This window comes from Flavobacterium psychrotolerans (assembly GCF_003097635.1).
GTDB lineage: Bacteria > Bacteroidota > Bacteroidia > Flavobacteriales > Flavobacteriaceae > Flavobacterium > Flavobacterium psychrotolerans.
The window spans coordinates 115602-136436 of sequence record NZ_QCZI01000002.1 but is presented as its reverse complement, the minus strand read 5'-3'; the positions used below and the strand labels follow the sequence as shown (position 1 = coordinate 136436).

17 protein-coding genes are annotated in these 20835 nt (G+C 36.0%); 5 read left to right on the top strand and 12 right to left on the bottom strand.

Features of this window, described 5'->3' with window-relative positions:
* Positions 1-29 precede the first annotated feature (29 nt).
* Positions 30-1040 (top strand): glycosyltransferase family 9 protein, encoded by a 1011-nt coding sequence (locus DB895_RS02430; protein WP_116723760.1) that lies wholly within the window; start codon positions 30-32, stop codon positions 1038-1040.
* A 50-nt stretch (positions 1041-1090) separates the two neighbouring features.
* Here DB895_RS02430 and DB895_RS02425 read toward each other — a convergent pair whose 3' ends face one another.
* The 3 genes from DB895_RS02425 to DB895_RS02415 all read right to left on the bottom strand — a co-directional run bounded on the left by DB895_RS02425 (position 1091) and on the right by DB895_RS02415 (position 9672).
* Positions 1091-2248 carry a sensor histidine kinase gene (locus DB895_RS02425; RefSeq protein WP_116723759.1) on the bottom strand — a complete coding sequence of 386 codons (1158 nt, stop codon included), beginning with the start codon at positions 2246-2248 and terminating at the stop codon, positions 1091-1093.
* Positions 2249-2371: 123 nt separating this feature from the next.
* Complete coding sequence (locus DB895_RS02420) at positions 2372-5296, bottom strand: starch-binding protein (RefSeq protein WP_116723758.1); 2925 nt, start codon at positions 5294-5296, stop codon at positions 2372-2374.
* Between the two features lie 362 nt (positions 5297-5658).
* The gene (locus tag DB895_RS02415) at positions 5659-9672 is read right to left on the bottom strand and encodes a starch-binding protein (protein ID WP_116723757.1); all 4014 of its coding nucleotides are present in this window, start codon (positions 9670-9672) and stop codon (positions 5659-5661) included.
* A 311-nt stretch (positions 9673-9983) separates the two neighbouring features.
* Here DB895_RS02415 and DB895_RS02410 point away from each other — a divergent pair, with 311 nt between their 5' ends.
* Positions 9984-10862, top strand: coding sequence for a flavin reductase family protein (locus tag DB895_RS02410; protein ID WP_116723756.1), 879 nt, complete (start codon positions 9984-9986; stop codon positions 10860-10862).
* A 42-nt stretch (positions 10863-10904) separates the two neighbouring features.
* Positions 10905-11279, top strand: coding sequence for a DUF3127 domain-containing protein (locus tag DB895_RS02405; RefSeq protein WP_116723755.1), 375 nt, complete (start codon positions 10905-10907; stop codon positions 11277-11279).
* Between the two features lie 30 nt (positions 11280-11309).
* Here the strand turns inward: DB895_RS02405 and DB895_RS02400 are convergent, their stop codons facing one another.
* Together DB895_RS02400 and DB895_RS02395 are read right to left on the bottom strand one after the other, a co-directional pair.
* Positions 11310-12041, bottom strand: coding sequence for a phosphatase PAP2 family protein (locus DB895_RS02400; RefSeq protein ID WP_116723754.1), 732 nt, complete (start codon positions 12039-12041; stop codon positions 11310-11312).
* A 15-nt stretch (positions 12042-12056) separates the two neighbouring features.
* Positions 12057-12980, bottom strand: a complete 924-nt coding sequence (locus tag DB895_RS02395; protein WP_116723753.1) for a phosphatase PAP2 family protein — start codon at positions 12978-12980, stop codon at positions 12057-12059.
* A gap of 166 nt (positions 12981-13146) precedes the next feature.
* On the opposite strand from DB895_RS02395, the gene aat reads away from it, so the two are divergent.
* Positions 13147-13785 carry a leucyl/phenylalanyl-tRNA--protein transferase gene (gene aat / locus DB895_RS02390; RefSeq protein WP_116723752.1) on the top strand — a complete coding sequence of 213 codons (639 nt, stop codon included), beginning with the start codon at positions 13147-13149 and terminating at the stop codon, positions 13783-13785.
* A gap of 51 nt (positions 13786-13836) precedes the next feature.
* On the opposite strand, the gene DB895_RS02385 is transcribed toward aat, so the two are convergent.
* The 5 genes from DB895_RS02385 to rplM form a co-directional block, all read right to left on the bottom strand.
* Positions 13837-14400, bottom strand: a complete 564-nt coding sequence (locus DB895_RS02385) for a DNA-3-methyladenine glycosylase I (protein ID WP_116723751.1) — start codon at positions 14398-14400, stop codon at positions 13837-13839.
* Between the two features lie 96 nt (positions 14401-14496).
* On the bottom strand, positions 14497-15321 hold the full coding sequence (tsf, locus tag DB895_RS02380; RefSeq protein WP_116723750.1) for a translation elongation factor Ts: 825 nt from the start codon (positions 15319-15321) through the stop codon (positions 14497-14499).
* A 98-nt stretch (positions 15322-15419) separates the two neighbouring features.
* Positions 15420-16229: a 30S ribosomal protein S2 gene (gene rpsB, locus DB895_RS02375; RefSeq protein ID WP_116723749.1), complete on the bottom strand. Its 810-nt coding sequence runs from the start codon at positions 16227-16229 to the stop codon at positions 15420-15422.
* Between the two features lie 169 nt (positions 16230-16398).
* Positions 16399-16785: a 30S ribosomal protein S9 gene (rpsI, locus tag DB895_RS02370; RefSeq protein WP_116723748.1), complete on the bottom strand. Its 387-nt coding sequence runs from the start codon at positions 16783-16785 to the stop codon at positions 16399-16401.
* A complete protein-coding gene (gene rplM, locus DB895_RS02365) occupies positions 16785-17240 on the bottom strand; it encodes a 50S ribosomal protein L13 (protein WP_116723747.1) in 456 nt (151 codons plus the stop codon). The genes rpsI and rplM overlap by 1 nt, the downstream gene beginning before the upstream one ends.
* 330 nt (positions 17241-17570) lie before the next feature.
* Between rplM and DB895_RS02360 the strand changes: the two genes are divergently transcribed.
* Positions 17571-18593, top strand: coding sequence for a LacI family DNA-binding transcriptional regulator (locus DB895_RS02360; RefSeq protein ID WP_116723746.1), 1023 nt, complete (start codon positions 17571-17573; stop codon positions 18591-18593).
* Positions 18594-18596: 3 nt separating this feature from the next.
* Here DB895_RS02360 and DB895_RS02355 read toward each other — a convergent pair whose 3' ends face one another.
* A complete protein-coding gene (locus DB895_RS02355) occupies positions 18597-19328 on the bottom strand; it encodes a LytR/AlgR family response regulator transcription factor (protein ID WP_116723745.1) in 732 nt (243 codons plus the stop codon).
* Positions 19315-20385, bottom strand: a complete 1071-nt coding sequence (locus tag DB895_RS02350) for a sensor histidine kinase (RefSeq protein WP_116723744.1) — start codon at positions 20383-20385, stop codon at positions 19315-19317. The genes DB895_RS02355 and DB895_RS02350 overlap by 14 nt, the downstream gene beginning before the upstream one ends.
* Positions 20386-20835 lie beyond the last annotated feature (450 nt).

The following is a 20835-nucleotide window of genomic DNA, read 5'->3' as shown; positions in this document are numbered from 1 at the left end:
TGTCGAATAAAATCCAACATATTGCCGTCATGAGACTTTCCGCAATGGGAGATGTCGCCATGACGGTTCCTGTTTTACGCGCTTTTGTAAGCCAACACCCAGACGTAAAAATCACGTTAATTTCCCGGCCTTTCTTCAAGCCTTTTTTTTACGGAATTCCAAATCTTATTTTTTTTGCATTTGATGAAAATAAAAGACACAAAGGATTCTTTGGTTTGTTGCGATTGTTTCAAGATTTACAGCAATTAAACATTGACGCTTTCGCTGATTTACATAATGTTTTACGTTCTAAAATTATCAGAACGCTTTTTGTCTTGAGCGGAAAAATAGTGGCTTCAGTCGATAAAGGACGTGCTGAAAAAGAAGCATTGACGCGTCCTGAAAACAAAATATTCAAACCTCTGCCCAGCATGTTCGAGAGGCATGTAAAAGTTTTTGAACAATTAGGTTTCACCATAGATTTATCTCAGTCGATTTTCCTTCCAAAGCATAAATTAGACACAGAAATCTCAAATCTCATAGAGAATGGCAATCATAAACTAATAGGAATTGCTCCTTTTGCACAATATGATTCCAAGGTATATCCATTAGACTTAATGCGCAAGGTAATAGATGAATTGGCTTTAAACGAAAATTATAAAATATTACTTTTTGGCGGAGGAAAGAAAGAAATTGAAATCCTGAATACGCTTTCAGAAGCCAAATCTAATGTCATTTCCATTGCTGGAAAAATAAAATTTCAACAGGAATTACAACTCATTTCCAATCTTGATGTGATGCTCAGTATGGATAGTGGAAATGCCCATATAGCCGCAATGTTGGGTGTGAAAGTAGTTTCGCTTTGGGGTGCTACACATCCTTTTGCTGGATTTTTACCTTTTCATCAGTCGTTAGAAAATGCTTTAGTTTCTGATAGGGAAAAATACCCATTACTTCCTACTTCGGTTTACGGCAATAAAAAAGTGGAAGGTTATGAAGAAGCGATGCGGACCATTTTGCCAGAAACGATTGTTCAAAAAATTAAAAGTTCTTTAAAATAATATGCTTGTCCGTTTAGTTACTTATAATTTTGTTACCTTGAATTTCTTGTTTAATTTACTTTGGAAGACTCTTTCTTAAAACTTACCTGCATTGTGGTTCCTTTATTGAGCTCAGAACACAATACTTTTATTTTACCTTTGTGATATTCTTCCACAATACGTTTGGTTAGCGATAGGCCTAATCCCCAACCGCGTTTTTTAGTTGTGAATCCGGGTTCAAAAATACTTTTGAATTGATTTTTAGGAATCCCTTTACCAGAATCCATCACTTTAATTTTTACGAATTTCCAATCCTCTTCGATCACAACCGCTAATTTTCCGCGACCTTTCATGGCGTCAATAGCATTTTTTACTAAGTTTTCAATAGTCCAGCTGTGCAATGCGGAATTCAAAGGAACATAGATAGGCTTTTTTGGAGCTTCAAAATTAAATTCCACTTGTTTGGAAAATCGTGATTGCAAGTAATCATAAGATTCTTGGGTTTCCATAACAATGTCCCTAAATTCCAATACAGGTTCCGATCCGATTTTTGAAAATCGATCCGTAATGGTTTGAAGTCGAACGATGTCTTTTTCAATTTCTAAAACCGTGGTATCGTCCACATTATCAGTTTTCATAATTTCGAGCCAACCAATCAATGAGGACAATGGTGTCCCGATTTGATGCGCCGTTTCCTTTGCCATCCCTGCCCACAGTTTGTTTTGAGTTGCCATTTTCGTACTTTGGTAAAAGTTGAACACTAAGGCTCCAAAAAGCACAATAATTAGTACCAAAGCAATCGGGTAATATTTGAGTTTGTTTAGTAAAGATGAATTTCCATAGTATAAATATTGATATTTTCCCGGAACATATTCTATGACAATGGGTTCGTTTTGGTTTTTGAGTTTTGACAAAAATGCTAAAGACTCTGATTTGTTTTTCACAATACTTTCCTCAATATTTATGGTGTTAATTATTGAATCATTTTCAGTTAGAATAATGGGAATGTTAGCGTTTTGAATGATTTTTAATGGGAGTTCGATATCGGTATTTTCATCCGCATTTTTTAGGGTTTTTTGGGCTTCAGCCCAATGTTCCATTTTTACGCGTTCTTCGTTTTTGAAAATTTGAAAGAATGTGTAGGTGTTCCAAAGAATCAAAGTTATAATGATAAAAGATGCGGCGATTAACACCCATCGAGTAATATTTTTCCTATTAGAAAACTGCATATGAATTATTTTGTGGGAATAAATATAACGAAATAATCTTGCTAAGATTGTAAAATTTATTTTTCCATAAAAAAAGGCTTAAACATGTAGTATGTTTAAGCCTTAATTCAAATGGTTCCTCGATTATTTTTTTATAATTTGTTGTATTTGTTCGTTACCATCTTCAAATTTCATTTGCAAAAAATAAAGACCAGTACTAAAATCATGGAAATCTATGGAGTTTTCAACAGGCTTTCCTTCTTTTATAACAGTACCTTGGACACTCATGATTTTATAATCCTCAATAGTTGATTCTGAATTTATTTTGAGTACATCAGTTACAGGATTAGGATAAACGATTACAGTATTAGACTTTAATTCGGCTTTATTTATCATTCTTGCCACTGCTCCCCATGTATAAGAAAAGCCGTCAGTTTTGTTCAGTAAATCAGGGGTTTGATTACCTGTGCCACTATTTCCATTATTGAAAATTACATTTACAGAAGTTGGCCCAACTATAGTATATTTATAAAAACCATTTGTATCAACAATCATACTATTTCCGGGCCAAGTTGAGCCCGCTACACTTCCTGTTGGCACTGCGTTCCAATAATGTATTTTCGGTACAGTTGTCCATGTTGTTGGAGGTTTAAAATAAACAGTAACAGAGGTTGTTGACAGACATCTATTTGCAGGTTCAGCACTTAGCCAGCTGTTGTCATAATATTTAATGCCAGCCGTAGCTGTTAAATCAGCTGTTTTTAGTGTTCCGTCATTGAATAATAAGTTTGAAGCACTAACTGTTGATGGGAAGGTGTATTTATACCAATCGCCACAATCTAAAGTCATCGTGACTCCGGGATAAGTTACCGCTGGAGCAGTTCCTGTTGGAGACCAATAATAGATTTTGACTGCCGAGTTCCAGTTTGATGGTTTTTTGAAATAAACCGTAAAAGTGGTAGGTGTAGAAAAGGTATAGACTTCCGTTTTTATCGCAGAGCTAATTGCAGCAGTATTTACTACAAGTGCTTTTAAAGTTGTTGAGCTGGTTATAGTGAGAGATTTTGTTCCAACAGCAGAAGCGGAAGCTGTAGTTGGAGTCGAACCATTTAAAGTGTAATATATTGTAGACGTTGTTGCATTGGCAGTTAAAACGACATTTACGGTTGTTCCAGTTGTAAAAGTGCCGCCTAATTGCGATAGGGTAAAATCAGGCGCAATAACAGGACATCTGTTTGCAGGTTCTGCGCTTAGCCAAGCATTATCGTAATATTTTATACCCGCTGTTGCGGTCAAATCGGCAGTTTTTAATGTTCCGTCGTTGAACAATAAGTTTGAAGAACTAACTGTAGACGGGAATGTGTATTTATACCAACCTCCACAATCTAAAGTCATAGCTGCTCCGGGATAAGTAATGGCTGGGGCGGTTCCTGTAGGGGACCAATAATAGATTTTGATAGCCGAGTTCCAGTTTGATGGTTTTTTGAAATAAACCGTGAAAGTTGGAGGGGTTGTAAATGTATAGACTTCGCTCGAAATAGCTGAACTTACGTTTGAAATGTTTTTTACAAATGCTTTTAAAGTAGTTGTGCTGGTTATGGCCAGTGTTTTTGTTCCAACAGCAGATGTGGAAGATGTAGTTGGAGTTGTACCATCTAAAGTGTAAAAAATAGTGGAAGTAGCGTTATTTGCCGTTAAAACAACATTTACGGTTGTTCCGGTAACAAATGATCCTCCTTTCGGGGCGATAGTCAAACTTGGTACGTCGACAATGGTTTCTTTTTCCCAAACGGCATAGGCTGTTCCAGATATTTTTAAAATCCAACCTGTTCCTGGATTCCACAATCCAGGGCCAATTTTTACGACAATTTTATTGTCAATAGTAGCGGAATAGAATGAGCTTGCATTTGAAACAACGACAGAGCTATTGGCATTGATGCCATTTGCTTTTCTTATTGCCATTAGTTTGTCTATTTCTGTTTGATTAGAGGTGTAGACAACAGTTACTCCGTCTTTTTTATAGGTTCCACCGTAGTAATGAGGAAAGAAAACACATGGGATACCTGGGTGTGTGAGAATATAGGCGTATCCTTTCATAATGTTGTCGCTAGTTACAAAGCTCCCAGATTTAACAAAAGTATCATGATTATCTATAAAGGTAACTGCCTTTGTAGCATATCCAAATTGTCCTGCTAAACCAGGGTTTCCGGCAAGAGCCGCATAATTGCCATTATTAATTGCTGGCTGTAAAGCATTATAGTATAGAGCAAAATCAAATGCCGCAGATTTTCCGCCTGTTCCATTAATCCATGTTTTTAATGTTGCTGAATTTCCATCCCAATATTCTCCAACTGAAGCGTATGGTGAAGATGAATTTATATAATCGCCAAAATAACTCGCTGCAAATCCTTTGGCGACATCCCATCTCCAACTGTCAAAACCTAATGCTTTTAATCTAGTTAGATATTCCTTTACACCATTTTGGACTTGTAAATTTGAATGGTCTAGATCTCTTCCGCCGTTAAAGTCTTCACCAGTATCAGGAGTTCCACAAGGCTTAACGCCAGATATTGTCCCGAAATTGGCTTCGTCAGTACTTGTTATAGAATGACAATCCCATATTGGGTTCTTAAAATCAGTCCAATTGGTAGAGCCTCCTCTATGATTCACTACAATATCCGCCATTGGATGTATTCTAGGAGAACTTGTGTTCAAAGCGGTTAGTAATGCTTTTAATTGGGCTTCAGAGCCATAAGAAGTTTGGGTAAAGTTAAATAGTTCAGTAGGGATATATCCCACACCTCCTGTAGACTTGCTTGGTGGGGGCAACCAAATAACATTGAAACCTGCGGTGGCATATCCACTAACTCGGGTTTTTAAATAATTATAAAGTCCGCCTTCTGTAGATACGGAAGTTTGAGTATGTACATCCCAACCAAATGCTTGCAACATAATGTCATTTGCATTTGAGGGTGATTGTGCATTAACTTCTGAGAATATTGCAGAACAAAGAAATACCACTAATAGCAGTAATTTTTTTAAAAATAGATTAATTTTTTTTGGTTTCATGTGTTGGTTGGTTGGTTGGTTTGGTTCTAGGTTTGGTTCTAGGTTTGGTTCTAGGTTTGGTTCTAGGTTTGGTTCTAGGTTTGTGAAATTAATAATAAAATAGCAATAATATTGTGGCGTATTTTTATTTTAACTGTTTTTGGTGTATTAAATCAAAACTAAACCGTTGTAGTTGTGGTAATTGTTGATAAGTAATATAAATTGCAGAATCAATAAAAAAGGAAGCTGTCTCACAACTCGTGAAACAGCCTCTTTTTCTGTTTTTTATTCGAATCTTATCGGAGACTGTGCCTCAAATATTCAATTCTCAAGGACTTGTTTTAATTATGAGACAGCCTCCTTTTTTAAAATGGATTTTTAAATTATTTTTTTATAAATCGCTGTGTTTTTTCGACACCATTTTCAAATTTAATTTGTAAAAAATAAATACCCGTGCTAAGATTGCTTACATCTATTGAGTTTTCAATTGGCTTCCCTTCTTTTAAAATAACCCCCTGAATACTTATGATTTTATAATTACTAATTACTGATTCTGAACTAATCTTGAGTATGTCAATCACTGGATTTGGATGAATTATTGCAGTACGTTTTTTTTCATCTGGAATTATTGTCGAATCTTCTCCCCAAGTATAGGAGTACCCATCCGTTTTATTTAGTAAATCAGGCGACTGATTGCCAGTACCACTGCTTCCGTTATTAAAAATTACATTTATAGAGGTCGGTCCAACAATAGTATATTTATAGAAGCCATCTTTATCAGCAATCATACTAATACCTGGCCAAGTTGTGCTTGCAACACTTCCTGTCGGCAACGCATTCCAATAGTTTACTTTTGGAATGGTTGTCCATGTTGTTGGAGGTTTAAAGTAAACGGTAACGCTAGATTTAGGCAATATTGCACATCTACCAATGGGTTCAGCGACTAGCCAAGCATTATCATAATATTTTATGCCTGCTGTAGCCTTTAAATCAACCGTTTTTAATGTTCCATCATTAAACAATAAACTTGAAGCACTTACCGTAGAGGGGAAGGTATATTTGTACCAATCGCCACAATCTAAGGTCATGGCAACACCGGGCCAAGCGACAGCTGGAGCGGTTCCGGTTGGAGACCAATACAATACTTTAACCGCGGCATTCCAATTGGAAGGTTTTTTGAAATAAACCGTGAAAGTTGAAGGAGGAGCAGAAAAGGTATACACTTCCGTTTTTATGGCAGAGCTAACTCCCGCTGCGTTAATCACAATCGCTTTTAAAGTAGAAGTGCTGGTTATCACAAGTGTTTTCGTCCCAACAGCAGAAGTTGAAGCTTTAGTGGGAGTTGAACCATCCAACGTGTAATAAATGGTTGACGAGGCCACATCGGCTGTCAAAACAACGCTTACCGAAGTTCCAGTTGAAAAAGTTCCCCCTGATTTCGAGATTGTGAGGTCGGGAGCAATGGCGGTTTGACATCTGTTAACGGGCTCTGGGCTAAGCCAAGCTGCATCGTAATATTTTATTCCTGCTGTAATTGTTAGGTCAGCAGTTTTCAGTGTTCCGTCATTAAACGATAAATTGGAAGCACTTACCGTAGATGGGAACGTGTATTTGTACCAATCGCTACAATCCAAGGTCATGGCAACCCCTGGCCAAGTGACAACTGGAGCGCTTCCGGTAGTAGACCAATACAATATTTTAACTGCGGCATTCCAATTGGAAGGTTTTTTGAAATATACAGTGAAAGTTGGAGGAGGAGCAGTAAAGGTGTATACTTCCGTTTTTATGGCTGAGCTAACTCCAGCTGCATTAATCACAAACGCTTTTAAAGTGGTTGTATTAGTTATCGCTAGCGTTTTTGTTCCTATAGCAGATGTTGAAGCAGTGGTTGGTGTTGATCCATCTAGAGTATAATAAATGGTAGATGCCGTTACATTGGCAGTCAAAACAACATTTACCGAAGTTCCAGTTGAAAAAGTTCCCCCTGATTTCGAGATTGTGAGGTCGGGAGCAATGGCGGTTTGACATCTGTTAACGGGTTCTGCGTTTAGCCAAGCTACATCGTAATATTTTATTCCTGCTGTAATTGTTAGGTCAGCAGTTTTCAGTGTTCCGTCATTAAACGATAAATTAGAAGTACTCCCAGTTGATTGGAAAGTGTATTTGTACCAATCCCCACAATCTAAACTCATAGCAACTCCAACAACTGGTGCTGTTCCTATAGTAGACCAATACAATATTTTAACTGCAGCATTCCAATTGGAAGGTTTTTTGAAATAAACCGTAAATGTCTGAGGGGTAGTAAATGTGTATACTTCCGTTTTTATGGCTGAGCTAACTCCTGTTGCATTAATCACAAACGCTTTTAAAGTGGTTGTATTAGTTATCGCTAGCGTTTTTGTTCCTATAGCTGATGCTGAAGCAGTGGTTGGTGTCGATCCATCTAGAGTATAATAAATGGTAGATGCGGTTACATTGGCAGTCAAAACAACGTTTACTGAAGTTCCAGTTGTAAAAGTTCCTCCTAGTTGTGAGATTGTGAGGTCGGGAGCAATTGCGGTTTGACATCTGTTAACGGGTTCTGCGCTTAACCAAGCGGCATCGTAATATTTTATTCCGGCTGTGGCTGTTAAATCAGTAGTTTTTAGTGTCCCGTCATTAAACAATAAATTGGAAGCACTTACCGTAGATGGGAACGTGTATTTGTACCAATCGCCACAATCTAAGGTCATGGCAGCTCCGGGCCAGGCAATAACTGGAGCAGTTCCAGTGGGGGACCAATAATAGATTTTGACTTCAGCATTCCAATTGGATGGTTTTTTGAAATAGACTGTGAAAGTTGTAGGTGCGCCAAAAGTATAAATTTCTGTTACAACAACAGAACTTACATTTAATGAATTTTTCACAAACGCTTTTAGTGTTGTTGAATTAGTGATAGCAAGTGTTTTTGTCCCTATAGCTGATGCTGAAACCGTAGTTGGCGTTGAACCATCCAACGTGTAATAAATGGTAGAAGTAGCATTATTGGCGGTTAAAACAACATTAACAGTTGTTCCGGTAATAAAGGTTCCGCCACTAGGAGTTATAGTTAAACTCGGGACGTCAATAACAGTTCCCTTATCCCAAATTGAAAAACCTGTCCCTGATAATTTCAAAACCCATCCCGTTCCGGATGGAGACCAATTGTCAGAGCCTAATTTTAAAGCTACTTTGTCATCAATTATTGCGGCGTACAAATTGTTAGAGGCTTGCACAATATTTAGATTGGAAGTACTGCTTAATAAGTTATCTTTTCTGATTTTAATCATTGCGTCAATTTCCTTTTTGATTCCCCAATCAAAGTAATGGGGCCACCAAACCATGGGAGTTCCTGGATGGGTTAATATATAAGCATATCCTTTCAAGACTTGAGTGCCCGGGAAAACCCATAAGTCTTGACCGTAGGGCTTTGGTCCAGTGTCGTGGTTGTCAAGCATTGTACATGCTTTTTCTGGAGAAATTCCAATTAAACCTGCGGCTTTTCCGGATCCGTCTTTTAAATAACTTAAATTATTGTCATTGAAGGCGTTTTGCAAAGCGCTTTTTGTTGCGAAATCAAATGCAGCTGAGGATGCGGTTGCGGTTCCTGCTTTAGTATAATCAATCCATTTTGCAAGTCTGTTTCTATCACCTTCTAACAATTCTCCCACAGAGTAATAAGGATTTGTGGCGTCATTATACTCCTTGATGTATTTGCCGTCATAACCATGAACAAAATCATAGCGCCACCCATCAAAACCAATGTCGGTTTTTAACCAATTCATCCAAGTTTTTATTCCGTTACGGACTTCCACATTGGAATGGTCCAAATCTCTTGCGGCTGAAAATGAACCGGATTCTCCAGAAGATTTTAAACCGGCTTGAACAGGGTCATAATCGGTATTTCCAGTTCCTTTTTGTCCACTGGAACTAATATTCGAATTGTTACAAATGGACCAAGTTTGACCAGGAGTGCTCCAAGTGGGTGTTGAAAAATCGTACCAGCCCGTAGTTCCCCCTCTATGATTGATTACAATATCTGCAAGAACTTTGATATTTTTTGCATGTAGATCGCTGATTAATGAGACTAATTGCGCTTGGGTTCCATGAGGAGTATTCAGGTCATACCATACGGTAGGAATATATCCCATACCTCCGGTTGATTTGCTTGGCGGAGGCAGCCATATAGCATCAAAACCGGCATTTTGAAGGGTTGTTGTGTTACTTTTAATCACTTCGTACCATTTCGTAGCCGATATATCGGTAGTCCAGTGAAAACCTTGTATCATTACCTCTTTTCCATTTGCTTTTGTTTGCGCAAAAAGAAACGAATGGAAAAAATAAAAGAGTAATGTTAGAAATTTGATTTTTGATTTCATGAAGTTGGTTGGTTTTTGTTAAAATTACCTTTATTTTCTATAAGAAATCTATAATAAATCCAGATTTTTACCGCCTAATAATTTTTTTGAAGCTGAAAAACAAACTAAAACGTTATAGTTTTTGTAATTGTTGATAAATAATCTTGATTGCAAAATGACCTGGCAAACGATATTTTGAAAATAAGGGTCTTATACTTTTTTGTTTAAGAACAATTCAAATGTTTGTGCCGGGTAGTTTAATTGATTTATATTTTCGAGGACGGCCTTAAACGAATTTCAATTTCACTATTTTTGCCTAAACAATAATGGTAATGATAAGTATTGAACCAAAAGATATTTCTTTAGTCAAGCTTCAAGACTATTTGCAAAGCGCCGTAGCGCCACGTCCTATTGCCTTTGCAAGCACAATGAGCAAAAGTGGCAGACCCAATTTGTCGCCTTTTAGTTTCTTTAATGTCTTTAGTTCGAATCCACCGATACTTATTTTCTCGCCTGCTCGCCGCGTTCGTGACAACACTATAAAACATACGTTAATTAATGCCGAAGCCACTCGGGAAGTCGTGATTAATGTTGTGAATTTTGACATGGTGCATCAAGTATCACTTTCGAGTACCGAATATGCTGATGGCGTCAATGAATTTTTAAAATCGGGATTAACCCAAATCCCGTCAGACATGGTAAAACCATATCGTGTCAAAGAATCGCCAGTTCAGTTTGAATGCAGAGTCAATGAAATCATCAGTTTAGGAAATGAAGGCGGAGCAGGGAATTTGATTATTTGTGAAGTGTTGAAAATCCATATTGTTGAAAATATTTTGGATGAAAATGGTTCTATTGACCAGTATAAAATTGATTTAATTTCCAGAATGGGCCAAAACTGGTATTCACGCTCCAATCAAGGGCTGTTTGAAGTGCCAAAACCATTAGCAACAATAGGAATTGGGGTAGATGCTATTCCAGATTATATCAAACAAAGCCCAATTTTTGATGGAAATGATTTAGGGAGGTTAGGAAATATAGAATCCTTGCCTACAAACCAAGAAGTTAGTATATTTGTAAAAGAAAATTTTGCCGTAAAAGGAGTTTTGAGTGCCGATGATATTTTGAAAGTACATCAAAAAGCCAAAGAATTTTTGCAGAATGACGACGTTCTTTCTGCATGGAAGGTTTTGCTGGCCGAGAGAATTTAAAAATAAAAGCAATAAAATAACAAACAATAAATAAGACAGAAGATGGAAGTTTCAGGAAAAATTAAAGTGATTAATGCAGAACAACAAGTGAGCGCCTCATTTAAAAAAAGAGAATTAGTAGTCACTACAGACGAGCAATATCCTCAACATATCATGATTGAGTTTACTCAGGATAAATGCGATTTGTTAAACAATTATCATATTGGAGAACCCGTAAAAGTTTCCATCAATATTAGAGGAAGAGAATGGGTAAGCCCTCAAGGGGAAACCAAATATTTCAACAGCATTCAAGGTTGGAGAATTGAAAAATTAGCTACCGAAGCACCACAAGGTCAAGTGCCGCCAATGCCTGCTGCAGCTGCTTTTGAACCAGCATCAAATTTCACCGAAGAAGAGCATGACGATTTGCCTTTCTAGCATTTAGTTAGTAAAATAAATGACTTGGTTTTAGTCATGAACCAATAAGCCTATGCCGTAATTACTTCCAATTTGAGGATATAATAAGGCATGGGCTTTGTTTTTCCCTAATGTAATCGATTTAAACGGACTCCAGTAAGAAACGGCAAGACCAACTCCAAGTCCGATTCCAGCACCGGTAAGAACATCGGACATGTAATGTTTGTTGTTGGCAATTCTTAAAATGCCAGTAGCTGAAGCAAATAAAAAACCACTGCTCGCATACCAAACATTAGAGTCTTTGTATTCATAATATAATAAAGAAGCATTTGTAAATGCAGTTGCAGTATGTCCGGAAGGGAAGCTAAGATTATCGGACATATCAGGTCTTTCTTCTTTAAATGTATGTTTCATAGTTAAAACTACTCCCCCCATAATGACATTTGCAATAACAATGTTGATACTTTGATGCAGAAAATCATTTTTTGGCTTGAAACCTAAATATTTTCCGCCGTAAATTTGAAGAACAGATTCAAATTGAAGGTAATTATCAGCCTTGGTATGAAAATCAGTCCCGAAAATTTTTCTGATGTCACTTTGAAAATTTCGATTTACTCCCGTACCCTTCAATAAAAATCCTCCGGTAATAAGTGTGGCGGGGGCAATGAATTGTTTGTATGATATTTTTTTTTGGTTTTTAATCAAAGAAATAGTATCGTTAGATTGAGCATTTCCGTTAAAAATTACTAGGAAGAATATAGTAGATAAAAGTTTGATTTTCATTTTATTTTCATTTTATTAAAAAGTAATATTAGCTCCTATCATGTTAAATCCGGATCTCCGTGAAGCATTGTAATTTATTGAATATTTTTTTGTCTTCTCATTTCCAATTGTCCTTTTTTCGATTTTGTTGTTGGCAATATTTTTTCCAATGATATAACCCATAACTAGAGCTATCGGATAATCGGAAACCCAATGTACATTAGCCTGAACCATTTCAAATCCTAAGGCTCCAATTAGAGTGTAACCAACAGGTTTAATCCATTTTACATCAGGATAATTCCCGAGAATTACATACAAGGCTGAGGTAGCGGTCATTAAATGTCCCGAAGGAAATGCATCATAGTTTGGAGTGTGTTTTGTAAAGGCCGAAAAGCTAGGTGTTGGATTCCAATCTCCGCCAGGATTTCTGTCTCTTAAGGCAGGTTCAGGACTTTGCCTCCCCGAAATCCGTTTTATAGTTTGACTATAAACACCTGATATGGCAAGACTTTCTATTAATCCAGTGGCTGTATTTAGGGAGCGATAATCATTTTTAATCAAACCGTAAGTGGCAAACCCCATACTCAACAATATTGAGGTGCTGCCATTGCCAATTAGATAGATTGCAGATGTCTCATTGGGAGGAATATTGTTTAGAGGGCCAAAATTTTTATATCGGGCAACTTCTTTTAATCCAATTTTTTCTCCAACGGATCTCGATTTTTCAAGTAAATATTGATCCGCTGGCAACAAGGCTACAGTTGCCACTGTAGCTCCGCCTAGAGCGATGAGGTTGTTCGTTTTCCCGAAATCTTTTATTGAGCCTACAAAATCTTTAGGTAATTGGGTAACCATCTCAAACAATCTAGGTTTTTTATACAAGTAGATCTCGCTTCTAGAAATAGAATAACTTTGAAATGTTTCACTTTTTACTAATGTGTCCTCAACTTGAGATTTCATGAATTGAAAACTTAATAGGGCAAAACTAATAAGTATCGTTTTATGCATGTGCAATATAATTAATAATTATACGAGTATAAATTTTTCAAATATCATCTAATAAACTTAATAATGCATTAAATTTGGAATTAAATTAGTATCAACTATAAAATAAAATTAACATATATTGTATTTCTTATCAAAAGATCTATTTTTCCCACCCGTTCATGAAGCGTCATCGGAAGGGATTTTGGCTTTTGGAGGTGATTTATCAACTGAACGACTACGATTGGCTTATAATAGTGGAGTTTTTCCTTGGTATGAAGACGGTCAACCCATAATTTGGTGGTCTCCCAACCCTCGAATGGTGTTGTTTCTAGATGAATTGATTGTCTCCAAGAGTATGCGAAATGTTTTCAATAGAAATGTGTTTAAAGTTACTTTCAATCAAAATTTTAGGGAAGTCATCTCTCATTGTCAGGAGATTAAACGAAGGGGACAGTATGGGACCTGGATAACCAATGATATGATTGAGGCCTATTGCAAACTGAACGAACTTGGGATTGCAAAATCAGTTGAGGTTTGGCAAAACGAAGGGCTAGTTGGTGGATTGTACGGAATTGATTTGGGCCATGTCTTTTGTGGAGAAAGCATGTTTTCTAAAGTTTCAAATGCTTCGAAGGTGGCTTTTATTGCTTTGGTAAAACAATTGAAAGAGTCGAATTACCAACTATTAGATTGCCAGGTTTATAATGAACATCTGGAAAGTTTAGGTTGTAGGGAAATTGAAAGATCCAATTTTATGGAAATATTAATAAAGAAATAAGCCCTGGTTGTTCATCTTAATTCCAAATTTTGATTATCCGCTAATCGATTTCTAGGCTCTTTTCCAACAGCCTTCAACATGGTCATCTACCATTCCAGTGGCTTGCATGTGAGCGTAAACCACTGTTGAGCCTACAAACTTAAATCCTCGTTTTTTTAAATCCTTACTAATTTTGTCAGAAAGAGGTGTGGTTGGCTGGATGTCAGCAACAGTTTTCAAATGATTCACAATTGGTTTGCCATCAATAAATCCCCATATGTAATTGGAGAAACTGCCAAATTCTTTTTGCACTTCTATGAAAGCCAAAGCGTTAGAAACTGCGGAACGTACCTTTAATCGGTTTCTGATAATTCCCGCATCAAGTAATAATTCATGTATTTTATCTTCGTCATAAAGCGCTATTTTTTTATAGTCAAATTGGTCAAAAGCATTTCTGAAATTTTCCCTTTTGTTTAAAATAGTGATCCAACTTAAACCCGCCTGGAAAGTTTCCAGAATCAGGAATTCAAATAAGGTTTCATCATCATAAACTGGAATGCCCCATTCTTCGTCATGGTATTTTTTGTATATATCACTAGACAAACACCACTTGCATCTTGTTTTTTCTTGTTCCATTTTCAAATTTAATGCTCAAATATAAACAAAAATCCCATTTCAAAATTAAATTTAAAATGGGATTTGTATTTAGAATCTGGAATAGGTCAGAATAGATTATCCTAAAGCTGCTCTTTTGAAACCCGTTACGGTTAAATTAGCATCAACAGATTTAATGTAGTTCGCTACGCTTAATTTGCTGTCTTTAATATAATCTTGGTTTACTAAAGTATTGTCTTTAAAGAAACGAGCTAGTTTTCCTTTTGAGATACTGTCTAACATAGCTTCTGGTTTTCCTTCTTGACGCAAAAGATCTTTTGCAATTTCAATTTCCTTGGCAATAGTTTCTGAATCTACACCTGCTTCATTCAAAGCAATTGGGTTCATTGCTGCCGCTTGCATGGCTATGTTTCTAGCAGCTTCATCTCCATCAGCAACAACAGCTGACAATGAAACTAAAGTTGCAATTTTATTTCCAGAATGGATGTAAGACCCGATGAAAGCACCTTCTAATTTTTCGAAAGTTCTAATTTCTAGTTTTTCTCCGATAACTCCAGTTTGTTCAATTAATTTCTCAGCAACAGTGATTCCGTTGAAATCAGCAGCTAAAAATTCTTCTTTTGTATTGAAGTTCAATGCTAAATTAGCCATTTCAGTAGCCATTTTCACAAAATTTTCGTTCATCCCTACGAAGTCAGTTTCACAGTTTAAAGTAATAACTACACCGGCAGTTTTGTCAGCATTTACAACAGCAATTGCAGCACCTTCAGTAGATTCTCTGTCGGAACGGTTTGCAGCTACTTTTTGTCCTTTTTTACGAAGATTTTCAATGGCTAAATCGAAATCTCCGTCTGATTCTACAAGTGCTTTCTTGCAGTCCATCATTCCTGCTCCTGTGATTGTTCTTAATTTATTTACGTCTGCAGCAGTTATAGTTGCCATATTTGTATAATTTTAATGTTAAAAAAATAAGTCGCTTTGTTGAGAATGGCTACAAAAGTAAACACGCATCAGCAAAACGACTTTAATCTAATGTTGTTTTATTCTTCAGTTTTAGTTTCTACTGTTTCAGTAGCCACAGCCACTGCTTCTGGAGCAGCCACTTCAGCTACCGCCTCTTTTGCAGTTTCAGTAACGTTTTCATCTCCTTCTTTATCAGAAGTTCTGTTTGAAAGTCCGTCAATAACTGCAGCAGTCACTAAAGATAAAATTTTATCGATTGATTTAGAAGCATCATCATTTGATGGGATAACATAATCTACCTCACGTGGGTCAGAATTGGTATCAACCATTGCAAAAACTGGAATGTTTAATTTTTGAGCTTCTTTTATTGCGATGTGTTCTGCTTTGATATCTACTACGAACAATGCAGCAGGTAGTCTAGACATGTCAGCGATTGAACCTAAGTTTTTCTCTAATTTAGCACGAAGACGATCCACTTGCAAACGCTCTTTCTTAGAAAGGGTCATGAATGTACCATCTTTCTTCATTTTATCAATAGTTGCCATTTTTTTAACAGCTTTACGGATAGTTACGAAGTTAGTTAGCATTCCACCAGGCCATCTTTCAGTGATGTATGGCATGTTTGCAGCTTTTGCTTTTTCAGCAACGATGTCTTTTGCTTGTTTTTTGGTAGCTACGAATAGTATTTTTCTACCGGATGCAGCGATTTTTTTCAAAGCTTCATTCGCTTCTTCAATTTTAGCTGCAGTTTTATATAGATTGATAATGTGAATACCATTACGCTCCATATAAATGTAAGGGGCCATGTTTGGATCCCATTTTCTAGTCATGTGTCCGAAGTGAACACCTGCTTCTAGTAATTCTTTTACTTCTACTTTGTTTGACATTTTTTGTTTAGTTTACGTTCTGTTGATTAGCAATGTATAAATGGCGGTTTCCCGGCTGTACACATTTAGATGCTAAACTAATTTCAAGCCTCGGCTTGACAACAACAACATTGTTTTTAATTTAATGATCATCAATAGGTCTTGTACCAATTGCACAAGACAGGTACTATTAACGTTTAGAGAATTGGAATCTCTTACGAGCTTTTTTCTGACCGAATTTTTTACGTTCAACCATTCTTGGATCTCTTGTTAATAAACCTTGTGGTTTAAGTATAGCTCTGTTTCCTTCGCCAACTTCACACATTACTCTTGCTAAAGCCATACGAACAGCTTCTGCTTGACCTGTTGAACCTCCTCCGTATACATTTACTTTTACATCATAGTTAGTTACGTTTTCTGTCATAGACATTGGTTGTAACACTTTGTACTGTAAAGTTGCAGTCGGGAAATAAGTTGCAAATGGTTTTTTGTTTACAGTGATTGTTCCTGTTCCTTCAGAAACGTAAACACGTGCAACAGCACATTTTCTTCTACCGATTTTGTGAATTGTAGCCATTACTTAAGATCGTTAAGGTTAACTGTTTTAGGTTTTTGAGCGCCTTGTTTGTGCTCTGATCCTACAACAACATTTAAATTTCTGAAAAGTTCTGCTCCTAATTTGTTTTTAGGTAACATTCCTTTTACTGCTTTTTCCACTAGTAATGCAGGGTTTTTGCTTTGCAATACTTTAGCGGTTAAAGTTCTTTGTCCTCCTGGATACCCTGTGTGACGTACATAAGTTTTGTCGTCCATTTTGGTACCTGTAAGGTTGATTTTTTCTGAGTTGATAACAATTACGTTATCTCCGCAGTCCACGTGTGGTGTGTAACTTGGCTTGTACTTGCCTCTAAGGATCATAGCGACCTTTGATGCAAGACGACCTAAGTTATGACCGTCAGCGTCTACAACAATCCACTCTTTTGTAATAGTGGCTTTGCTGGCTGATTGTGTCTTGTAGCTTAATGCGTCCATAATATTATTTTAATTAAACATTCCATCCCCAATAAAGGGGTTGCAAAAGTACAAATATTTATTTTAAATACAAATAGCTGTAAAATTTATTTTAAGTGTTTGTTTTTGTGTTGTTTATTTTTTTTGGCGAAAATTATAGAAGTTAAAATGATTTGTCTTTTAGCCCTGATGGAAGCGGAAATCCTTCTCTTTTTAGATTGTGAAGCAAATCTAAAAAGGGAAGATTGAAACGGACAGCAGGAACGGGACTTGTAAAAATTCACGAACCTTTTGCTTCAAAAAAAAATTATATGAATTGTTTTCTTATTTTTACAGCTCAATAAAACCATTATGAAACCAAAAGCAACTCTAAAACAAATCGCTAAAGAACTTCAAGTTTCGGTTTCTACCGTTTCTAAAGCCCTAAACGACAGTCCGGAAATTAGTGAGCAAACTAAAATTAAGGTTAAGGAATATGCCAAACTTAAAAATTACAAGCCTAATATTATAGGTTTGAATCTTAAAAACAGGAAAACCAAGACCATTGGTGTGATTATTCCCAATATTTTGAATTCATTTTTCGCTAAGGTTTTTACTGGAATTGAAAAAGTGGCTGAAGAGAAAGGCTACAATGTTATAACGTGTATTTCTAATGAATCCTTAGAGAAAGAAATTAACACCTTAGAAATGTTGAGCAATGGCACCATTGATGGATTTATTTTGTCCGTTTCTGAAGAAGCCCAAAAATTACAGGAGTTCTCTCATTTTAATGATATTATTAATGAAGGGACACCAATTGTGATGTTCGACAGGATTTCTGAAGAGGTGAATTGCGATAAGGTAATTGTTGATGATTTCGAATCGTCTGTTGAAGCCACGCAGCATTTAATAAATATTGGTTGTAAAAAAATCGCAATGTTTTCGGCAATTGATAATTTGAGCGTGGGGAAATTGAGAGCGAAAGGCTTTTTTCAGGCTTTGGAAAAAAACAATATCGCTCTAAACGATGATATAATTATCCTGACCGATTCGGATGAAGATTTTGACAGTAAAGCAAAATTATTATTTGCAAAACACAAAATTGACGGTGTTTTTGCATTAGATGAACACACTTCGGTTTCTGCAATAAAATTGGGTTTAAAAAATGGGTATGCAATTCCGGAAAACTTGTCCATTATTGGTTTTGCAGATGGTGTATGGTCCAGAAGATTGTCTCCAAGTTTGTCAACTGTGAGCCAACACGGACCAGAAATAGGGGAAGCCGCCGCAAAATTACTTATTTCCAGGCTAGAGAGCAAAGAGGAAACACATTCGAACACGACTACCGTTATTAAAACAGAATTGAGACAAAGGGAATCGACAAGGAAGTTGTAATTGTTATTTGTCTTTTAGTATCGATTGAAGCAAATGGGCAGTTGATGTGGCATAAAGTCTGCCAATAGGCAGATTCTTATTCTGAATGGTTACTGTTCGGCTGTTGAATTGTGTGACTTTTTTGATGGTTACCAAAAAGGAACGGTGGATTCTGCCAAACAATCCTTCTGGTAGTTTCTCTTCCATTTCTGTTATGGACTGATAGGTTTTGTAACATCCCGTTTCAGTATAAATCAGGAGATAATTGCCCTGCGATTCAAAATAGTCAATTTCATCCAGATACAATTTAAGCATTTTTCTTTCGCACTTCACAAAGACAAAAGATCGACTGGCTTCAGCTTGATTTAATTGTTCCGTTTCCTGACTTGTTTTTTGAATCTTAGAATACTTGTGTATTGCTTTTGAAAAGCGCTCCAATGAAATGGGTTTCAATAAATAATCCACTGCGTCTAACTCAAATCCTTCTAAGGCATGTTCAGGATTGGCGGTTGTAAAAATGATTCCAATATCTTTTGGTAGTGATTTCGCAAATTCAATTCCTGATTTTCCGGGCAAATTGATGTCCAGAAAGACAAGGTCTATTTTTTGTGTCTTGAGGGTATGGAGTGCATTATTCACACTCATGAATTTCCCTTTCAAATCCAAGAAATCAAATTTGGCAATGTGCATTTCAAGCAATATCGATGCTGGCAGCTCGTCTTCTATAATGATGCAATTGGTTCTACTGGGCGTCATTCATCTTTATTTTTAATGAAACAAAAAAGGAATCTACATCGTCTTTGAGGGTCAAAATATGTTGATCCGGATACAGTAATTCCAATCTCCTTTTTACATTTGCAATTCCAACTCCGCTGTACGGATTTTCCGCTGTATTGTTTTTTATAAAATTTGAAGGCAAGCTATTTGCAATTTTAATAATGAGCCATTCTTCTGTTACCGCTATGGAAATGGTAATCCAGGCTTTTGAATTTACATCATCTAAGCCATATTTGAAACTGTTTTCAATAAAAGGAAGTATCAAAAAAGGCTCGATAGTTTGGTTTTCCGTGATTCCGTTGGTGCTGAAACTGATTTCCAATCGGTTGTCAAATCGCAATTGTTGCAAGGAAATATAGTTTTTTAGATATTCAATTTCTTTTTCTAAAGGAATATTTTTAGTGTTCACTTCATAAACAGAATACCGAAGAAAATCGGATATTTTGAGTACAATATCGGCGGAATCGTCTGATTTGCTTAAGATTTTGGAATATAAACTATTGAGTACATTGAACAAAAAATGCGGATGGAACTGGTTTCTTAACGAAAATACTTCGGCTTGCAGTTTTTCAGAGAGGATGGATTGGACTCTGTTTTTTTCTTCGGATAAATAATAAAAAAGTTTAATCGTTAGCGGAATGGTAACAACGAATTGTAATTTTATCACATTATATAAATATACGGGAACCGATAATAGAGGCTCCATTTTCCAATCCGTTAAATAGTAGGCAATAATAATGTAGTTGTCTATCAGTCTTTGAACGAAGGCGAAAAAAAGAATCAGAAGAACATAAATAATAATAAAGAGGGCTGTTTTTTTTTGAAATAACAGCTTGGACATTAACACTTCTACGATTAAAACTACAAATAGAATTTTAGGAAATAGGCTGAAACACTCGTTTCTTAAGGGCATTAAAAAATCCCTGTAAGGCAATCCCTGAATTAAGCCAAACAAGATGACGTAACCTATCCAATAGAAGGTGTACATTTTAATTTTTTGGAATCTACTCCAGGAATAGACAGATAAATGATTCATTTTCCCAATTTATTTTCAGAAACGTAAAGCTAGTGTTTTGTTTTACAATCAAAATTGTTTTGATGCAAAAAACGACTTTAGGAATTTAAAAAACGAAACTCATTGAAGTCTATTTCGATTCAATTAATAATTAAAAATAGGTGGATCATTAATAGATTGCTAATATTCATTAAAAAATAGATAGTATTTTTAAAAGTATTAATAATAAGACTATAAATATTATTAATAAGTATCAAAAAATTAATAAAATTTATTAAAACATTAATAAAAATTATTTAAAAATTTAATTGAATAGTTAAATCATTACTGATAATTAATAAATTGTCGTTTTATGAAAGAAGCTATTTAATCGAATTTAGGTTTAAGTGCAAAATGTCGTTTGCAATAGAAATAAGGTTGTTTAAATAAGGGGTTGTTGGATGTCTAAAAAAGAGAAATACCTTTAGCACA